The 17,898-nt window shown below is 38.0% G+C and carries 12 protein-coding genes; 4 read left to right on the top strand and 8 right to left on the bottom strand.

Features of this window, described 5'->3' with window-relative positions:
* Positions 1-85: 85 nt before the first annotated feature.
* Positions 86-1,984: a PAS domain-containing sensor histidine kinase gene (locus tag METTI_RS15370; protein ID WP_023846435.1), complete on the top strand. Its 1,899-nt coding sequence runs from the start codon at positions 86-88 to the stop codon at positions 1,982-1,984.
* 51 nt (positions 1,985-2,035) lie between these two features.
* Here the strand turns inward: METTI_RS15370 and METTI_RS13735 are convergent, their stop codons facing one another.
* From METTI_RS13735 to nikB, 8 genes are all read right to left on the bottom strand, one after another.
* A complete protein-coding gene (locus tag METTI_RS13735) occupies positions 2,036-3,340 on the bottom strand; it encodes an APC family permease (protein ID WP_023846434.1) in 1,305 nt (434 codons plus the stop codon).
* Entirely contained in the window at positions 3,333-4,643 is a 1,311-nt protein-coding gene (locus METTI_RS13730) for an APC family permease (protein ID WP_023846433.1), read from the bottom strand. The genes METTI_RS13735 and METTI_RS13730 overlap by 8 nt, the downstream gene beginning before the upstream one ends.
* 98 nt (positions 4,644-4,741) lie before the next feature.
* Positions 4,742-6,037 (bottom strand): MATE family efflux transporter, encoded by a 1,296-nt coding sequence (locus METTI_RS13725; protein ID WP_023846432.1) that lies wholly within the window; start codon positions 6,035-6,037, stop codon positions 4,742-4,744.
* Between the two features lie 119 nt (positions 6,038-6,156).
* Positions 6,157-6,942, bottom strand: coding sequence for an ABC transporter ATP-binding protein (locus METTI_RS13720; protein ID WP_023846431.1), 786 nt, complete (start codon positions 6,940-6,942; stop codon positions 6,157-6,159).
* Positions 6,942-7,727: an ABC transporter ATP-binding protein gene (locus METTI_RS13715; RefSeq protein WP_023846430.1), complete on the bottom strand. Its 786-nt coding sequence runs from the start codon at positions 7,725-7,727 to the stop codon at positions 6,942-6,944. Before METTI_RS13715 ends, METTI_RS13720 begins: the two co-directional genes overlap by 1 nt.
* 59 nt (positions 7,728-7,786) lie before the next feature.
* Entirely contained in the window at positions 7,787-9,340 is a 1,554-nt protein-coding gene (locus METTI_RS13710) for an ABC transporter substrate-binding protein (protein WP_023846429.1), read from the bottom strand.
* 53 nt (positions 9,341-9,393) lie between these two features.
* A complete protein-coding gene (gene nikC, locus METTI_RS13705) occupies positions 9,394-10,200 on the bottom strand; it encodes a nickel transporter permease (RefSeq protein ID WP_023846428.1) in 807 nt (268 codons plus the stop codon).
* On the bottom strand, positions 10,193-11,143 hold the full coding sequence (gene nikB, locus METTI_RS13700; protein WP_023846427.1) for a nickel ABC transporter permease: 951 nt from the start codon (positions 11,141-11,143) through the stop codon (positions 10,193-10,195). The genes nikC and nikB overlap by 8 nt, the downstream gene beginning before the upstream one ends.
* 362 nt (positions 11,144-11,505) lie before the next feature.
* Between nikB and METTI_RS13695 the strand changes: the two genes are divergently transcribed.
* The 3 genes from METTI_RS13695 to METTI_RS13685 all read left to right on the top strand — a co-directional run bounded on the left by METTI_RS13695 (position 11,506) and on the right by METTI_RS13685 (position 17,868).
* Positions 11,506-12,387, top strand: coding sequence for a cation diffusion facilitator family transporter (locus tag METTI_RS13695; RefSeq protein ID WP_342665134.1), 882 nt, complete (start codon positions 11,506-11,508; stop codon positions 12,385-12,387).
* Between the two features lie 144 nt (positions 12,388-12,531).
* On the top strand, positions 12,532-16,320 hold the full coding sequence (locus tag METTI_RS15365) for a PAS domain S-box protein (RefSeq protein ID WP_023846424.1): 3,789 nt from the start codon (positions 12,532-12,534) through the stop codon (positions 16,318-16,320).
* 30 nt (positions 16,321-16,350) lie between these two features.
* Positions 16,351-17,868 (top strand): PAS domain-containing sensor histidine kinase, encoded by a 1,518-nt coding sequence (locus METTI_RS13685; protein ID WP_023846423.1) that lies wholly within the window; start codon positions 16,351-16,353, stop codon positions 17,866-17,868.
* Positions 17,869-17,898: the final 30 nt, after the last annotated feature.

The following is a 17,898-nucleotide window of genomic DNA, read 5'->3' as shown; positions in this document are numbered from 1 at the left end:
GATTTTGTTGCTATTTTGATGAACTTTTTAACAAAGAATATAAACAATTAGTTCTATAAAAAAGGCATAATTAAATGGTGCCTTGATGATGCCTGCAAAAAATGATAAAAAATCAAATTTTGTTTTCGATACAAAATCAATAGACCTCTGGGATGACGGGGTAATCATACTTTCGCCGGATGGAAAAGTATTTTTTACTAATAAAGCCTGGAAGCACTTTTCTGAGAAACATGAACCCGACGGCCAATGCAAAGAAGGTTCTGATTTTTTTGCATTTTGTAGTGAAAATCCTAACATTAACAGTAAGGAAAAGACAAAAATCATAGAAGCAGGGATTAAAAAAGTCATCTGTGGTAAGAAAAGTTCTTTTAAGACTGAATATTCCTACAAGTACAATGGCAATATAGGATGGTTCCTGTTAAAAGTTCATCCGCTTTCCAGTGAAACACCTACTGGCGTTCTCTTGCACCATATTGACATAACAAAAACAAAGAATAAACTTATAGAAAGCGAAGAACTCCTGAATGATGTGTGCCAGATTGCAAAAATAGGTGGCTGGGAATTTGAAGTCGAATCAGGAAAAGGCAAATGGACACCTGAAGTTGCAAAAATACACGAACTTGATCCTGAAATCCCAACTGACACTGATTTCGGATTTACATTTTACCCGCCAGGCTCAAGGGAAATCATTGAAGAAGCAATCAAAAATGTTATTGAGAGAGGAAGACCTTACGACCTTGAACTTGAACTTATTAGTGCAAAAGGCAATCATAAATGGGTGCGAACCACCGGACACCCTAAGATTTTTGACGGCAAGGTTGTGAAAGTAACCGGTTCTCTTCAGGATATAAGTGATCGCAAACTCGCTGAAAAAGGTCTTGAAATGGAAGCCATGAAAAGACGCATCCTTATTGAACAGTCTGCAGATGGGATTGTTATTATTGACCACAATGGAAAAGTGTTTGAGGCGAACAAGAAATTTGCCAGCATGCTGGGATACACGGAAGAAGAGATCACCTCTCTTTATATGTGGGACTGGGATACCGAATACACCCGCGAGCAGTTAATAGAAATGATAAGTCTTGCAGATGAAGTTGGCGTAACTCATGAAACAAGACAAAGATGTAAGGATGGAACTCTTATTGATGTAGAAGTAAGTGGAAATGGTGCAATCTTTGGAAAAGAAAAATTAATTTTCTGTGTGTGCAGGGATATTACTGAGAGGAAAAATGCAGAAGAAGCCCTGATTAATGCAAAACAAATGGCAGAAGATGCAAGCACAAGTAAAAGCGAGTTTCTGGCAACCATGAGCCATGAACTGAGAACTCCTCTTAACTCAATTATCGGCTTCTCTGAAATTCTTACACATGAAATAGTAGGTGAGCTGAATGATAAACAATCAGAGTATGTTGAGCACATTTCCAATAGTGGAAAACACCTGCTGGGACTTATAAATTCAATTCTTGATTTCTCGAAGATGGAAGCAGGGAAAATGGAAATTTGTTGTTGTCCGTTCTGTGTCGGCGATGTGGTTGAAGAAGTAAGAGCCACAATAATACCTATTGCTGAAAGAAAGAACATAAAAATCAAAGTCAGTGTTGAGCCTGACCTTACAATGAATGCAGACAGAACTAAATTCAAGCAAATACTTTACAACCTGATAGGAAATGCCATCAAGTTCACTGAACAGGGAGGAACAGTAAGCATTAATATCAAACAGGTCGGTGATATGATCCATACCAGTGTTAAGGATAATGGAATTGGAATCTCCAGTGAGAATACTGACCGGCTTTTTGAACCATTCAAACAACTTAGCAAGTATAACATCAGAGAACAGGGTGGAACCGGACTTGGCCTTACAATTGTTAAAAAGTATGTGGAAATGCATAAAGGAAAAATCTGGGTTAAGAGTCAACCCGGAAAAGGCAGCACTTTTGAATTCGTCATACCTGTTGAATCAAAAGTTGAAGGTCTCAATTTTTAAATATTTAATTATTTAAACATCTAAATCCAGTAATTACTAAATTTTTCCTGTTCAGAAGAAATGAATCTTCTTTATTTTCCTGCCTGTATATTTTCTGTAAGCATATTCAATTGCAAATGCAAGGAATACCATGACTATTAATACATAGATATCAGCAGGAGAGTTTGTAAGCACATACCAGATAAGTGTAAGTAAAGCTATGACACATGCAACTATACCGGTAATTGATATCCATTTTTTAGCTTTGGTTCTTTTATGAAGACGAACGTTTGCAGCGTTCACTGCACCGAATATCAAAAGGAAACCTGCACTGCCCATTATTGAAATGCTGGAAAGGTCAAAGAGATTAGCCACAAACAGAGTCATAGCTGAAGTCAACAGTAACCCTTCAACAGGACGATTCCATATTTTTTTCTCTAATACTTCCGGCAGTTCACCATCTTTTGCAATAATATAGCTTACCCGTGAAGCACCATATAATGTGGCATTGATTGCAGAAGTTGTAGATAAAAGAGCTGCAACCGCAATCAGGTTGAAGCCAAAACTTCCAAGGAAAGGTTTGGCAGCAACTGCAAGAGCATAATCCTGTGCCTGAACAATGGTATCGGTGGAAACACTTGAAACTGTCACATATGCTATCAGGACATAGAGCAGGATGACAAATAGAACAGCAGAATAGTAAGCATGGGGTAGAGTTTTTTCAGGGTTTTTGATATCATTTGCAGTATTGGCTATTAGTTCGAATCCTTCGTATGCCAGAAAAATTATCATGCCGCCTGCTACAAGTTGAAGCGGGTTTGAACCTAAAGTTACCTGGACAGGTTGTGCCCTTATACTCCAGAGTCCTCCACCTATGAATATTGCAAGAATTGCAACCTTAAATGCTACAATCCATTCTTCTGATTTACCTACAACTTTAGAACCAATAACATTGATTGCTGTCATCAATATCACAATTCCGCTAATAAGAACATGTCGTGAAATTGACTGCATGGAATCCGGGAAAAATGTCGAACCATAGCTGCCAAATGCATAAGCGTAAAGTGATAGCATAACAACATAACTCAGCCAGAGCAGTACATTCAGTCCTCCGGTTATCATACCTGAACCAAATGCCTGGTTAAGAAACTCAACTGTTCCACCCTCCGATGGATAGCGGACTGAGAGTTTTGCATAAGAGTAAGATGTTATTAGTGCCACCAGACCTGCAAGCATAAAAGCAATAGGTGTTCCTCCTTCGCCAAGTTTAACGGCAAGTCCGAGAACTGCGAAGATTCCTCCGCCAACCATTCCACCAACACCTATTGAAACGGCTGAAAGTAGTCCTATACTTTTTGCTGACGAATCATCACTCATAAGTTTTACCGCCATTGGTTCTTGTTTTTAGTATTCTGCTTGAATAGTTCCTGTAAGCCCATTCGACTATAAAGCATAGTGCAAGGACAAAAGCAAAAACCACCAGTGTTGTTATTGAATTTAATATTTCATAATACACCAGTATCACAAAAAAAACTATGCTGCTAAGAAGAGATGCCCATATAAGATAGCGTTTTGCGCCGGTTTCAGCTACCAGTCTCAGATGAGAAGCATTTACTGCAACATATATTACAAGCAAAGATGCACTTGCAATCATGCTTATTCCTTCCAGGTTCAGAAGATTGATACATAGAATTACAAGACCTGATGTGATGAAAAGCCCTTCTGTACTTCTGTTCCATACCTTCCTTTCAAAAAAAGCAGGCAATTCACCTTCTTTTGCAATAAGATAACTCACGTTGGCACCACCATACAGAGATGCATTAATGGCTGATGATGTTGAAAATAGAGCCGCAATTGCCATAATTGTAAATCCTGAATTTCCCAGGAAAGGTTGTGCAGCAGCAGCCAGAGCGTAATCTTTAGCTGTTGATATTGTGGAAATTGACAGATTTCCGATAACTGTGATGCTCACAAGCACATAGATACAAATCACAATGATCACACTGAGATACAATGCCCGTGGAAGTGTCTTTTTAGGGTCAACCATGTCTTCTGCTGCATTGGTTATAAGCCCGAATCCCTGATATGCCAGAAATACTATGCCAGCTCCAAAAAGGATATTTGAGGTTGATGGGAATTCTGAAATTGAAAGATTGGAAGGTTCTATGAAGAAGAGGCCGGAAACTGCAAAAAGCAGAAGTATACCTACTTTAATTGATACTATAAAAAGTTCTGACTTTCCAACAGCCTTTGCACCGATAAAATTGACGGCTGTGAAAATGACTATTATTGATGTGGCAAAAATATTTGTCCATAGGCCTGTCGAAGCAACTGGAACTAAAGTCAGGGCATAAAGAGCAAATCCTTTTGCATATAATGCCAGTCCGAAAATGTATCCTGTCCACAATAACAGATTCAAAGCTCCGGTGAGTATCCTGTCACCAAAACCATGAATCAGAAATTCAACCGGACCGCCTGCTGATGGATATCTGACTCCCAGTTTTGCGTAGGAATAAGTACTTAACAAAGCAATTGCTCCGGCAATTATGAATGATATATAGACTGCATTACCGGATATCTGGGTTGCTGTTCCGAATATTGAGAATATTCCCGCACCTACCATGGCCCCAACACCAATTGATGTAGCTGACCATAGTCCCATTGATTTGCTTTCTGTCATTAGTAATCATTGTTTTTCTTGATGGCTTGTTATAAAAGTTAGTCCCCCTGAATTGTTCAAATCATTCAAATTAATCCAATTAAACTTAAGCCAACATCTCACTCATCTAACTCATAACACTTCTTCGTATTAATAACTAAAAACACAGTCCTCCCAATGCAGAATGACAAAAATGCAACCCATAGTCCATTGTTGCCGTAATCCAGAGTTAATGTGAATACCGTCAGGAAAACTATCAAAGCCATTATAGTGGAGTTCCTGATATATTTGGTCAGGGTCATTCCTGAAAAGATGCCATAATAAGTTAGGGCAAAACCACCAAACAAGGGATATAAAGTCAGCCAGAGACTATAATCACTGGCTACAGCAATGACTTCATTCACATTGGTGAAAGCAGGTATAACGTAATCCCTGAACACAAAATAGATTGTTGTTAATACTACGATCAGCCCTGCTGTGGATTTATTTGTAATATCAATAGCTGAATCCAGCAGAGTGAAATTTTTAGTTCCCCTGGCTTTTCCGCAGTAGATACTGGATGCATTTGCAATTCCATCGAACATGTATGCCATGATTCCCTGGATCTGCAACAGAATTCCATTAGCAGAAAGGATGACAATTCCCAGTGATGCACTTCTGGAAGTGAAAACATTTATCTGTATCAGCAGGCATGCAGTCCTGATAATCAGGTCAACATTGTTTGACAGCATCTGAATAAAACCATTTCTTTCAAATATAGTTGCAAGATCTATCTTCTCGAATGAGCCGTATTTCGTTATAAAGTGAATTCCGATGAGTGTTGACACAAATATTGATATCAGAGTTGCTATTGCCACACCCTGGATATCCAGTTTGAAGACCATTACAAAAATAACATCAAGAACTATATTGAGCACATTGCCTGTCACCTGCATTGCAAGTGTCTCTTTTATTTTGCTTTTCCCCATCAAAAAGCCCAGTATGATATAATTTACCAGAACCAGTGGTGCTCCGAATATCAGTATATCAAAGTACATTCTTGCATATGCTTCCGCTCCGTTATCGGATGAAAGCACATTCATTGCCATATCAAATATTTGCTCTCTTAAAAGGATGAATAGTAAACCAATGCTGACTGCTATGACCATGGGTCTTATGAGGACAATGCTATTGTCTTTTTTTGTAGTGGACTGGGCAGCAAAACCGGTGGTATTGACCCTGAAAAACCCGAATAGCCAGTACATGGTGTTGAATATGACAGCTCCCAGGGTAATTCCTGCTATATATCCTACGTTTGATAAATGTCCCACAACTGCAGTATCAACTGCACTGAGAAGTGGCTGTGTGATGGTAGAGATTATAAATGGTATTGCCACGGCAAGATAATCTTTTACTGTCAACCTTTCATTTTCCAAAATATTATCCCCTTTTACATTTTTTTGTTTTTTGTTTTGAGATGGCAGCAGCTCAAAAATTTCAAAAATTCATAATTTGAATTTCACCGGCAAATTCTTAAAAAAAATTGATCAATAGTTTATGATGCCTTTTCCTTAAGTTTTTCAATTGTAAATATGGAATCTATCAGGTTTTTTGTGTAAGGATGGGAAGCATTGCGGAAATCACCTTTATTCAGCACATCCACAACTTCCCCGCTTTTCATCACATAAATCCGGTCACATATGTTTTCCGCCAGCACCAGATTATGTGTTATGAACATAATTGTGAATCCTTTTTCCTTCTGCAATTCAATAATCAAATTGATAATTTTTTGCTGAATGGAAACATCAAGAGCGGAAGTACATTCATCAAAAATCATAAGTTCAGGTTTGAGTCCGATGGCACGTGCAATAACTACTCTTTGAAGTTCTCCTCCACTTAATTCCGAAGGATATTTTTTCATGTATCCCTCACTCAACCCGACAGTAGCAAGCAACTCTTTAGCATATTCTTTAGCACTTTTTTTGTCCATAAGTTTGAAGTTAAGGCTGGGCTCTATCATGTAACGTTCAACTTTCATTTTCGGACTGAAAGTATCAAGAGGACTCTGAAAAACCATCTGGAAACTTTTGTAATAATCCCTGCGTTCTTTATAATTCAGGTGAGTTATGTCCTCATTGTTGAACAGAATCTTCCCTGATGTGCTTTTGGTAATACATGCAATGATATTTGCAAAGGTGCTCTTTCCACAACCACTTTCACCTACAATACCCACAATTTCTCCTTTAGATGCATGTATATTCACATTTTTTAATGCATGCAATTCATTGCCTGCATCGTCCCCATAGATCTTGCAGAGGTCCTTTGTTTCCAGTATTTTCATTAGTTTAAACCTCGCACAGAAGGTATTGCTCCAATTAACAACTTTGTATAGTCTGCTTTGGGATTAGCCACGATTTCTTCAGGTTTTCCCATCTCTACGATTTCCCCGTTTTTCATAACAACAATCCGGTCAGCAAGATGAGCTGCTATGCCGATATCATGAGTAACAACTATGAAACTGGTGCCCTCAGTATTCCTGAGTTTCATCATTTCCTCAACTATCACCCTGCTAACTGAAACATCAAGGGCGCTTGTGGGTTCGTCTGCCAGTATTATCTTTGGCTGGAGTGCCATAGCCATTGCAATGTAGACTCTTTGCAACATACCTCCGCTCAGTTCGAAGGGATAACTGTTCATCACTCTTTCAGGATCAGACAAATCCATCTTCAAAATAGTTGATCTTATTAATTCATTAGCCTCGCTTCGGCTAATATCCTTATGACTCATTATGGTTTCTGCAAACTGGGTAGATATTTTCTTAATAGGATTGAGATATGTTCCCGGATTCTGGAATATCATGGCAATATCATTACCCCGGAGATTGCGCAATTCCTCTTTTCGCAGTTTGTTAATGCACTTTTCACACAGTATTATATTCCCATTTTCAATAGCTCCGCTGGATGGTAAAATATCCAGTATGGCTTTTATTAACGTGGATTTTCCGCTTCCGCTTTCTCCTACAATACCAAGGATCTCTCCCTGTTCAAGATCTACATTTACATTCTTCAGTATCTTTTGTCCGCCATAGCTCACAGTTAAGTCGTTGACCTCAAGAATTTTAGGCATCTTCACCACTCCTTTAATGAAAAGAAAAGGAAAGGATTATCCTTCCCATTTCCTGAATTTTATGCCTTAACCAGCATTACCCTGTCATCAATGTAGTAGATTTCAGAAATGAAACGTTCCACACCTTCGACATTTTTGTTGGTTACAACATTGCCTTCCTGGTAGTAGACAAAAAGGGAAGCCACATCCTCCATCATCAGTTCAGTGGCTTCATGTCCCAATTCATCCCTGTCATCCTTGTTCAATGTCGAATCCAGTTCCTCATTGATGGTATCAAGCGTAGCATTGCTGTATTTTCCATAATTTCCTGCGGCATCTGTAACGTATCCTGACTCAATGAAATACTGGCAATCACCGGTCGGTGCAGATGTCCATCTTTCCCAGAGCATATCGAAATCTCCACTTTTTGCAAGATCAATATAATTTTCCATCTGGGAAACTTCCATTCCAATGCCTATTTCTTTGTACTGCTGCTGCATTGCAATTCCTATATTATTTGCATCAGCACCGTGGTTTGTCCTGGAAATATATTTGAGGACAATGTTCTCCCCATTACATTCCCTGATCCCGTCACCATCTGTATCCAGATATCCGAGTTCGTCCAGCAGCTCGTTCGCCTTATCAGGATTATACTGGTAATAATCCTCACCTGAATAACCGAATGGTAACAGTTCATTAAAAGGTCCTTTTGCAGCTGTTCCTCCTACAAGCTCAACTGCATATGTTTCCTTATCCATACCATAACTTAAAGCCTGCCTGAAAGCCGGCTCTTGCATGTACGGTTTTTCAAAATTAAGTCTCAGTAAAAATACCCTGAGGTTCGGTCCTTTCTGGACAACGAAGTCCTCATCATCCTCAAATAATTCAAGGTCATGCTTGCTAAGCTGGGTTGCAATGTCTATTTCGTTAGCCTGCAGTGCCATTGTACGTGTACTTGCATCCTGTATATACTTGACATTTACAGTGTCAACGTTGGTTATTCCTGACCAGTGTTCTTCATGCCTGCTCAGCACCATGCCTGTGTCAGCATCAAACTCCTCTATCTTGAATGCACCTGTGCAGATTGGCTTATACTTGAAATCATCTTCATCTGCAACAGAAGCATCCACTATGATGAAAACCGTGTCTGCAAGTTTATTAAGTATAGTACCACAGGGTTCACTTGTTACTATTGTAAGGTTTTGTCCCTCAGCAGTTATATTTTCAACCGGGAACTTTACATCAAGCCTGTCTGACTCTTCAAGGGCTCTTTCAATAGATACCTTGCAGGCTTCTGCATCCACTTCTTTTCCGTTGTGGAATGTGACTCCTTCTCTTATGTGGAATTTGGTAGTGTATTCATCAACAACCTCATAACTATCCGCAACAGAAGGTTTGAAATCCATGTTTTCATCTATCTGGATGAGGTTCTCGCCGATACCGCATCTTGTTAAAGTCCAGCCATTCCATCCGTTTATCGGGTCAACATTACTGTCTAACCAGAAGATTGCCATATTCAGCACATTCTCTTCACTGGCCACATCACTCAATTGCATTGAAGTGCTATCTTCTGAAACACACCCTGAAATGCTCACACATATTAAAGCCAGCATTACTAACAAATACTTCTTCATTTTACTCTCCTGAATATTCTGTATAAATAATGAAAATTAAATAATGAAAAACATCAGTTCTGCTCCTTACTCAAAATTTCTCTTGCACTGTCACCAAGCAGGTTGAACACAGTTACTGTTATGAAAATAGCAAGTCCCGGATATGTTAGCAGCCATGGTGCAGTCTGGAAATAGGTTCGTCCTTCATTGAGCATATTCCCCCATTCTGGCATAGGTGGCTGAACACCCAGACCTAAGAACGACATGCTGGAAATTGCAAGCATCATACCGCTGATATCCAATACGAACTGGACTATCAGGGCGGTGGCAATATTAGGCAAAATGTAATGTGTGATCAATTTAATGTTGCCTGCACCGGCCATTCTTGCTGCACTTACATAGGTGCTTCCTTTGACCTTCATGACAGATACCCTGGTAAGTCGTGCATATTTAGTCCACCAGACAAGAGACAGGCCAATTATCATATTGATTATATTGCTACCTAAAACTCCAACAATTGCAATTGCCAGTACGATATCGGGAAAAGCCAGTACAATATCTGCAAGTCTCATTATGGCATCATCTACGATCCCGCCTTTCATTCCTGCCACCATACCGAGGGTTACACCACTTACAAAAACAAGGCTCAAAAGTGCAAATGTGATGCTGAGTGAAACATTGGCACCATACAGGATCCTGGAAAGAATGCACCTTCCAACCTGATCGGTGCCCAGGGGGTACTTATCTCCAGGTTCGGTTAGTACATTTTTGAAATCTGTTTCATAAGGGTCATTGGGAGCAATATAAGGTGCTATCAGTGCCACAAGCACGATGCCTGCTGCCAGCATGGCCATTATTATCAAGGTTGCATACTTACTCATGACGGCTGCCACCTCCGAATATGTTGACCCTCGGATCAATTATCTGTGTCACAATGTCCACAATAAAATTCATTCCGACATAAATGAGAGCCATAAGCAGAACGTATGCCTGAAGCAAAACGTAATCCCTGTGATTTATCGCTTCAAGGGCCATGGAACCCAGACCCGGCCATGAAAATATTATTTCTACAATTGCAGTTCCACCAAGAAGGAAAGCTATTGTCATACCAAACAAAGTTATTATGTTGACAAGTGTGTTCGGAATAACATGAGAAAATATGATCCTTGATTCTTTTACTCCCCTGGTCCTTGCACCTAATACATAATTGCTGCCCAGTTCATCCAGTACCTCCGCCCTTATTTGCATGGTGTATCTTCCGATAAGAGGTATAGCCAGTGTAAGAGCTGGCAACACTACACTACTTGGCTGGTTGCAGTCTGTTATTTTGAAAAGATGCAACTGCACAACGAACTGATATATCAGTATAAGACCTAACCAGAAACTTGGAATTGATATACTGAGAATTGATAAAATCTTGATTAAGTGATCAATCAACCGATTCTTGTATATGGCCGCTATAACACCAAGGATAAAAGACACAACAAACAGGATAACAATAGCAACACATGCCAGACAGACTGTTTTTCCCATTTTCTGGGATAATATTTCAGATACATCTGTTTTAAGGCTGTAAGAATATCCCAGGTCTCCTCTGGCTATGTCAGTTAACCATCTTCCATATTGTACTAAAAACGGATCATTGAGACCCATTTCATCTCTTGTCTGCTCCAGCATTTCCTCTGTAGGAACAATATCCCTTGAAGAGTACATCATTTCAGCAGGATCACTTGGGGCTATGAATGTTATTGCAAATGTGAGGAAAGTTGCTCCTAATATTACGATTAGCAACTGAAATGACCTGTTTATTAAAAACTTTTTCATGTTGTCACTGATTCATATTTTTAGCGTGTTTTCCAAAGAATGGAACTAATGCATATATAATTTATGCTTTGATATGTTATCATTAAAAATAAAAAGTAGAAAGAATAATGTTATGTAAAATATCCAAAAATAAGTAATTAGTACTAATTAGATTAAGTAATATTTTGAATATACATATTATGAATAAAAAAAGCTTGCAGAATTGTATTGTTAGATTCAAAGAAGACTAAAATCAATGGCTATGGATAGAATAAGTAGTACGGATAAGATTGTTTGCTTATTTTTAATGATTGTTGTCATTCCTTATCTTATTAGCGATATTTATGATAAAATTTATATTGTATTGATAAATGCTCATTAGTGTGCATACTAACATCAGAAGATCGGAAAAAATAAAAAAGGTCATGTTATATGTCCTTTTTTTAAACATCGTTGTAGCTGTTGCAAAAATAGCCTATGGCATGATGACAAATGTGCTCAGTATGCAATCCGATGGTTACCATTCCCTTTTTGATGGTATTTCCAATATCATTGGTTTGATAGGAATCCAGATTGCTGCCAGACCACCTGATAAAGAGCATCCTTACGGACATCGAAAATTTGAGACACTTGCTTCTGTTTCTATTGCAGTGCTTCTTGCAATAGTCGCATTTGAAATTGTTCATTCCGCTTTTCAAAGATTTGGAAGCGGAAATTTGCCTGAAGTTACCTCAATAAGTTATCTTGTGATGATATGTACAATGATAGTGAATCTGGCAGTAACGACCTATGAACGTAAAAATGGAGAAGCCTTAAATAGTGAAGTTCTGCTGGCAGATGCAGCCCATACTAAAAGCGATATTTATGTTTCACTTTCAGTACTACTTGGTCTTTTTTTCATAAAAGCCGGATATGCGGCACTGGATCCTGTTATTTCGGTAGTTGTTGCAATTCTCATCCTGCATGCAGGGTTTGAAATACTCACAAACAGTATTTCAATTCTATGCGATGAGTCATGTATTGATTCCGAAGATATTCATTCTCTTGTATGTGAAGTCGAAGGAGTGCAAAGTTGTCACAAAATCAGAAGCAGAGGACCCGATGGAAATATTTTTGTTGATCTGCATGTACAGGTTGACCCTGAAATGACAACGTATAACTCACATACTATTGCACATGTTGTTCAACATCAAATCAAAGAGAACTTCAGTGGAATTGAAGAAGTCCTTGTTCATGTAGAACCTGCTGAGAATCTGGCTTTTTAGATTATCGTACTTATCCTACTTTTAACTAATGATAATAAAAACAATAATATATAATAATTGCTCATATAAATATAAAATCATAATTAGCTTCTTTGCATATACTGAAAGAACGATTTCACTTTCAGTATTAATCTGGATATTAGCATGAGCGATAAATGCAAAAACAAGAATTTTAGTACAAAACATAAAGAACCAGGGTACAGGACATTGTTTGACAACGCCCATGTCATTATGCTACTTGTAGACCCCGATACCCTTGATATTGTTGATGCAAACCATGCTGCCTGTGAATTTTATGGCTGGAACTTTGAGGAACTCATCAATAAGAAAATTTCCCGGCTAAATTCACTGCCTGAGAAAGAAATCTCAGCAGTAGTTCAAAAAGCAATGGATGAGGTACAAAATCACTTTTTTTTTAAACACCGGATTTCCAGTGGTGAAATACGAGATGTTGAAATAAATACATTCCCAACCAGCATCGAAGAAAAGACTCTTCTTTGTTCCATTATTCGTGATATTACAGGAACTAAAGAATATGAAGAAGCATATGAAGAGAAACTTCAAAAAAGTGAAGAACAATACAGGAATCTTTTCACTGAAATACCAATTTCTGCAATGATACACGATAAGGACACTGGTGAGATAATTGACGCAAATCCGGCAGCTTATAATGAATTCGGATATTCGTCATTTGAGGAATTAAAGGCAAATGGTGTCTGGTATGAACCACCGTATTCATTAGATGATGCGCAAAAATTAATACATAAAGCTCTTCTGGAAGGTCCACAGGAGTTTGAGTGGATTCACAAAAAGAAAGATGGAGAATTAACCTGGCTACATGTGCGATTAAGTCCTGTTATGGTCAATGGAATCCAGAGAGTAATGTCAGCAGCCATCAACATAACTGGACATAAAAACACAGAAATTGCGCTAAGAAATAGTGAAAGACAACTGCACACATTTATAGACACTATTCCTGATATTGTATGGCTCAAAGACCTTAATGGTGTATTTGTCACGTGTAATAATAAAATGGAACTATTGTTTAATGCCCCTATATCAGACATCATTGGAAAAACCGATTATGACTTCCATGCTAAAGAGCTTGCAGATTTTTTCAGACAAAAGGACATGGAAGCATTGGAATCTGACAGACCCCTGGTTAATGAAGAAATAGTCACCTTTGCTGGAGATGGGCACACAGAATATCTGGAAACCGTTAAAACTCCGATGCATGATTCCAACGGGAAGATTGTAGGCGTAATGGGTATTGGAAGGGATATTTCAGAAAGAAAACAAACTGAAAAAGAGCTATTAGAAGAGCGTGAACGCCTTGGAAATATCATTGAAGGTACAGATGTTGGAACATGGGAATGGAATATCCAGACAGGTGAAACTATATTCAATAAACGCTGGGCAGAGATAGTAGGTTATACACTTGACGAGTTAATTCCAACCAATGTGGAAACATGGAGAAAACTGACATATCTGGAAGATGTGGAAAAAGCTGAAATGCTTCTTGATAAACATTTTGCAGGTGAGCTGGAGTACTATGAAAATGAAGTACGAATGCAGCACAAGAATGGAAAATGGATATGGGTGCTTGACCGCGGTAAAGTAATCAAGTGGGATGAAAAGGGTAAGCCACTTGTCATGTATGGAACTCATGCTGATATAACTGAGAAGAAGAAAGCTGAAGCCAGGTATGTAGAAGAAAATATCAGAAGACGTATACTTGTAGAGCAGTCAAATGATGGTATAATTGTTCTCAATTTAGCCGGCGATGTTGTTGAAGCAAATAATAGATATGCAAGTATGCTCGGCTATTCAATGGAAGAATTTCTCCGGTTGAATGTACGTGACTGGGAACACAAGTTGACTCATGATGAAATAAATGATATTTTAAAGAATATTGATGAATCAGGCATGACTTTCGAAACGCTTCAGCAACGAAAAGATGGTACTTTTCTCGATGTTGAAGTCAGTGCTAATGGAGCAATCATTGATAATGAGAAATTGATTTTTTGTGTTGGAAGAGATGTATCTGAGAGAAAAATGTATGAGGAGACACTTAAACAAGCCGAACAGAAATCCAGACAGGCACATAAGATCCTGCAGGAGGTCATAGAAAGCCCCAAAGGTGTTGTTATTTTTGCTCTTGATAAAGATTACCGATACATTGCATTCAATAAGAACCATCAAATGACGATGAAAAAGATATATGATTCTGATATTGAAATCGGAACTTGCATGCTTGATTACATCAAAAACTCTTCTGACATTGAAAAAGCAAAACAAAATTACGACAGAGTTCTTGCAGGTGAAGCCTTCACCACTATTGAAGAGTACGGTAACTCATTATTTGAAAGAAAGTGGTACGAGAATGTCTACAGTCCTCTTGAAGATGAAGAGGGAAATGTCATTGGACTTACTCTGTTTTTGACCGATATTACTGAACGCAAGATCTCAGAGATGGAGTTACTACGAAAAGGAATACAGCTGCGTACTGCACAAAGTGTTGGCAATGTAGGAAGCTGGGAAATTGATTTGAATACACGGGAAGTTGATGCTTCAGAGGAAGCAAGAAAAATATACGGGCTTGATGAGAATAGGAAATATACTGTTGAAGAGATACGGGAAATGCCACTACCAGAATATCATCCAATACTTGATGAAGCCATGACAAATCTTATTCACAAAAATCTTCCTTATGATATTGAGTTTAAAATCAAAAGGAAGACCGATGCTGAAGTTCGTTACATCCATTCTGCTGCTGAATATTTTGCTGAAAGAAATGTAATTGTTGGAATGATTCAGGATATTACAGAGAGAAAAGAAGCAGAAATGAGAATTGTAGAAGAAGTTAACAAAAGGCGTTTGCTTATTGAAAATTCCAATGACAGTATAGTCATTCTGGATAATAATGGAAAAATACTGGAAGCTAATAAAAAGTATGTTGAGATGTCTGGATACACTCCGGATGAACTTCTGGAGATGCATGTATGGGAACTGGACGCAAAATGGACACGTAAAGAAATGATTTATTTCTTCAAGAATTATGAAGAAAGACCTCAATACATAGAGACAACAATCCGTCGAAAAGATGGTGACTTTGTTGATGTGGAAATCAGTTCCAGTATGGAAAACATAAACGGAGAAATACTAATTTTCTCAGTGTGCAGGGATATTACTGAGCGTAAAGAAACTGAAATGGCTTTATTTAGAGCTAAAGCCCTGGCCGAAGAATCAGACCAGATCAAGTCAGAGTTCATTGCCAATATGAGCCATGAGCTTCGTACACCACTTAACTCTGTTATTGGTTTTTCCCAGGTGCTGAATGATAAGATCTTTGGGGATCTGAATGAAAAACAAAGCCACTATGTATCCAATATATTGAACAGTGGTACTCACCTGCTAAAACTTATTAATGATATACTCGATGTTTCAAAAATAGAATCAGGTAACATGGAATTCTACCCAGAACCAATGAACATGCCTGAAGTCCTTGAAGAAATAACAGTTTTAATGGAACCTCTGATTAAAGAGAAACATATCGATTTTAAAACCAATATTGAATTAAGGAATACTGAAGTTAATGCAGATAAGACTAAAATCAAACAAATTTTGTACAACCTCCTGAGTAATGCCATTAAGTTTACGCCTGAATACGGAAAAGTGTGGGTGGATTCAAAAGTTGTAAATAACAAAATCCAGACATCTGTTTCTGATAATGGTATTGGTATTGCCCCGGAACAACAAAGCGCCATTTTTGATCCGTTTAAGCAAGTCAGTTCATCAAATAACCGTACACATGGAGGAACGGGACTTGGACTTGCAATTGTTAAGTATTATGTCGAGATGCATTCCGGAGAGATTAGTGTTAAAAGTGATGTTGGGAAAGGTAGTAAGTTCATGTTTACGATTCCAATTTAAATTCACTTACAGGAACAATTGGGAATTACCATGAGAGACAAAGAAACTTCAAAAATTTCCGAAATTCAAAACAATGAAGAGCTCTACAAAGCCTTTTTTGTAGATTCGCCAATCTCAATACTGATACATGACAAGGAAACCGGGGAAATTATTGATGCAAATCCAACAACTCTTAAAATGTATGGTTTTTCAACCCTTGATGAATTAAAAGCAAATGAATTCTGGATGGAACCACCTTATTCATTTAATGAAGCGCTGGATTTGATACACAAAGCTGCGACTGAAGGTCCACAGGAATTTGAATGGCTTAACATAAAAGCAAACGGAGATTTATTCTGGGAAAATATTCGTTTAAGCAAGGTTAAAATTAATGGTATTGAAAGGGTTATGGCAACTACTATTGATATAACCGAACTTAAAAGCGCGAATTCCGCTTTAATGACCAGTGAAAGTCAATTGCGTACACTTGTAGATACTATTCCTGACCTTATATGGTTAAAAGATACAGAAGGCTTTTTCCTTGCCTGTAATACCAAGTTTGAGCGTCTTTATGGTTCAAGGGAATCTGAGATTGTGGGAAAGAGCGATTATGATTTTGTTGATAAAGAAAAAGCTGACTATTTTTTTAAAAAGGACAAAGAAGCAATAGAAGCTGGTGGACCTGTAATATTTGAAGAAAAAGTCATTTATGCATATGACGGACAGGAAGAATATCTGGAAACTATCAAAAGTCCTATGTATGATACCAACGGAAAGCTCATAGGAGTACTTGGTGTCAGCAGGGATATAACCGAAAGAAAAAATTCAGAAGATATTTTACTACAGGCAAAACTGGATGCTGAAGCTGCCAACCAGACAAAATCCGAGTTCCTTGCAAATATGAGCCACGAACTTCGTACACCTCTTAATTCTATTTTCGGATTTTCCCAAATGTTAAATGAAAGGGTACAGGGAGAGCTTAATGATAAACAGGCAAGCTATGTATCCAATATAATGCAAAGCAGTAAACATCTTATTGATCTTATAAACGATATACTTGATCTTTCCAAGGTAGAAGCTGGAAAGATGAAACTTGAGCGTGAGATATTCAATATTGATGAAATGATAGATGAAACAATATCTTCAATGAAACCACTTGCAAAAAAGAAAAATATTGATCTTGTTGAGGATATCAGGATAGTGAATAGTGAGATACATGCAGACAGGAAGAAGATCAAAGATATCCTGTACAACCTTCTTTCAAATGCAATTAAATTCACGCCTGAAAATGGAAGAGTTAGTATAAAGGTCAATTATGACAGTGAAACATTAGATATTGATGTCTCAGATACAGGCATTGGTATTTCGGAAAAAGATCAGGAGAAATTATTTGAACCTTTCAGGCAGGTCAATAGTTTCCTGACAAGAGAATTTGAAGGAACCGGGCTTGGTCTTGCAATTGTGAAAAGATATGTCGAAATACATGGCGGAACGCTCAGCCTTAAGAGTAAACCAGGCAAAGGAAGCACCTTTAGTTTTTCTATTCCTATTGGAACTGAAAATGATTAACAATAGTCTTTTAGGACCTAATCTGTTAAA

This window comes from Methanolobus tindarius DSM 2278, assembly GCF_000504205.1.
GTDB lineage: Archaea > Halobacteriota > Methanosarcinia > Methanosarcinales > Methanosarcinaceae > Methanolobus > Methanolobus tindarius.
Note: the sequence above shows the minus strand (reverse complement) of the source record. Positions and strands in the feature narration are given on the sequence as shown.

Coding starts and splice junctions, on each gene's coding strand:
- METTI_RS15370 (WP_023846435.1), top strand. CDS start 86: ATGATGCCTGCAAAAAATGATAAAAAATCAAATTTTGTTTTCGATACA.
- METTI_RS13735 (WP_023846434.1), bottom strand. CDS start 3,340: ATGAGTGATGATTCGTCAGCAAAAAGTATAGGACTACTTTCAGCCGTT.
- METTI_RS13730 (WP_023846433.1), bottom strand. CDS start 4,643: ATGACAGAAAGCAAATCAATGGGACTATGGTCAGCTACATCAATTGGT.
- METTI_RS13720 (WP_023846431.1), bottom strand. CDS start 6,942: ATGAAAATACTGGAAACAAAGGACCTCTGCAAGATCTATGGGGACGAT.
- METTI_RS13715 (WP_023846430.1), bottom strand. CDS start 7,727: ATGCCTAAAATTCTTGAGGTCAACGACTTAACTGTGAGCTATGGCGGA.
- METTI_RS13710 (WP_023846429.1), bottom strand. CDS start 9,340: ATGAAGAAGTATTTGTTAGTAATGCTGGCTTTAATATGTGTGAGCATT.
- nikC (WP_023846428.1), bottom strand. CDS start 10,200: ATGAGTAAGTATGCAACCTTGATAATAATGGCCATGCTGGCAGCAGGC.
- nikB (WP_023846427.1), bottom strand. CDS start 11,143: ATGAAAAAGTTTTTAATAAACAGGTCATTTCAGTTGCTAATCGTAATA.
- METTI_RS15365 (WP_023846424.1), top strand. CDS start 12,532: ATGAGCGATAAATGCAAAAACAAGAATTTTAGTACAAAACATAAAGAA.
- METTI_RS13685 (WP_023846423.1), top strand. CDS start 16,351: ATGAGAGACAAAGAAACTTCAAAAATTTCCGAAATTCAAAACAATGAA.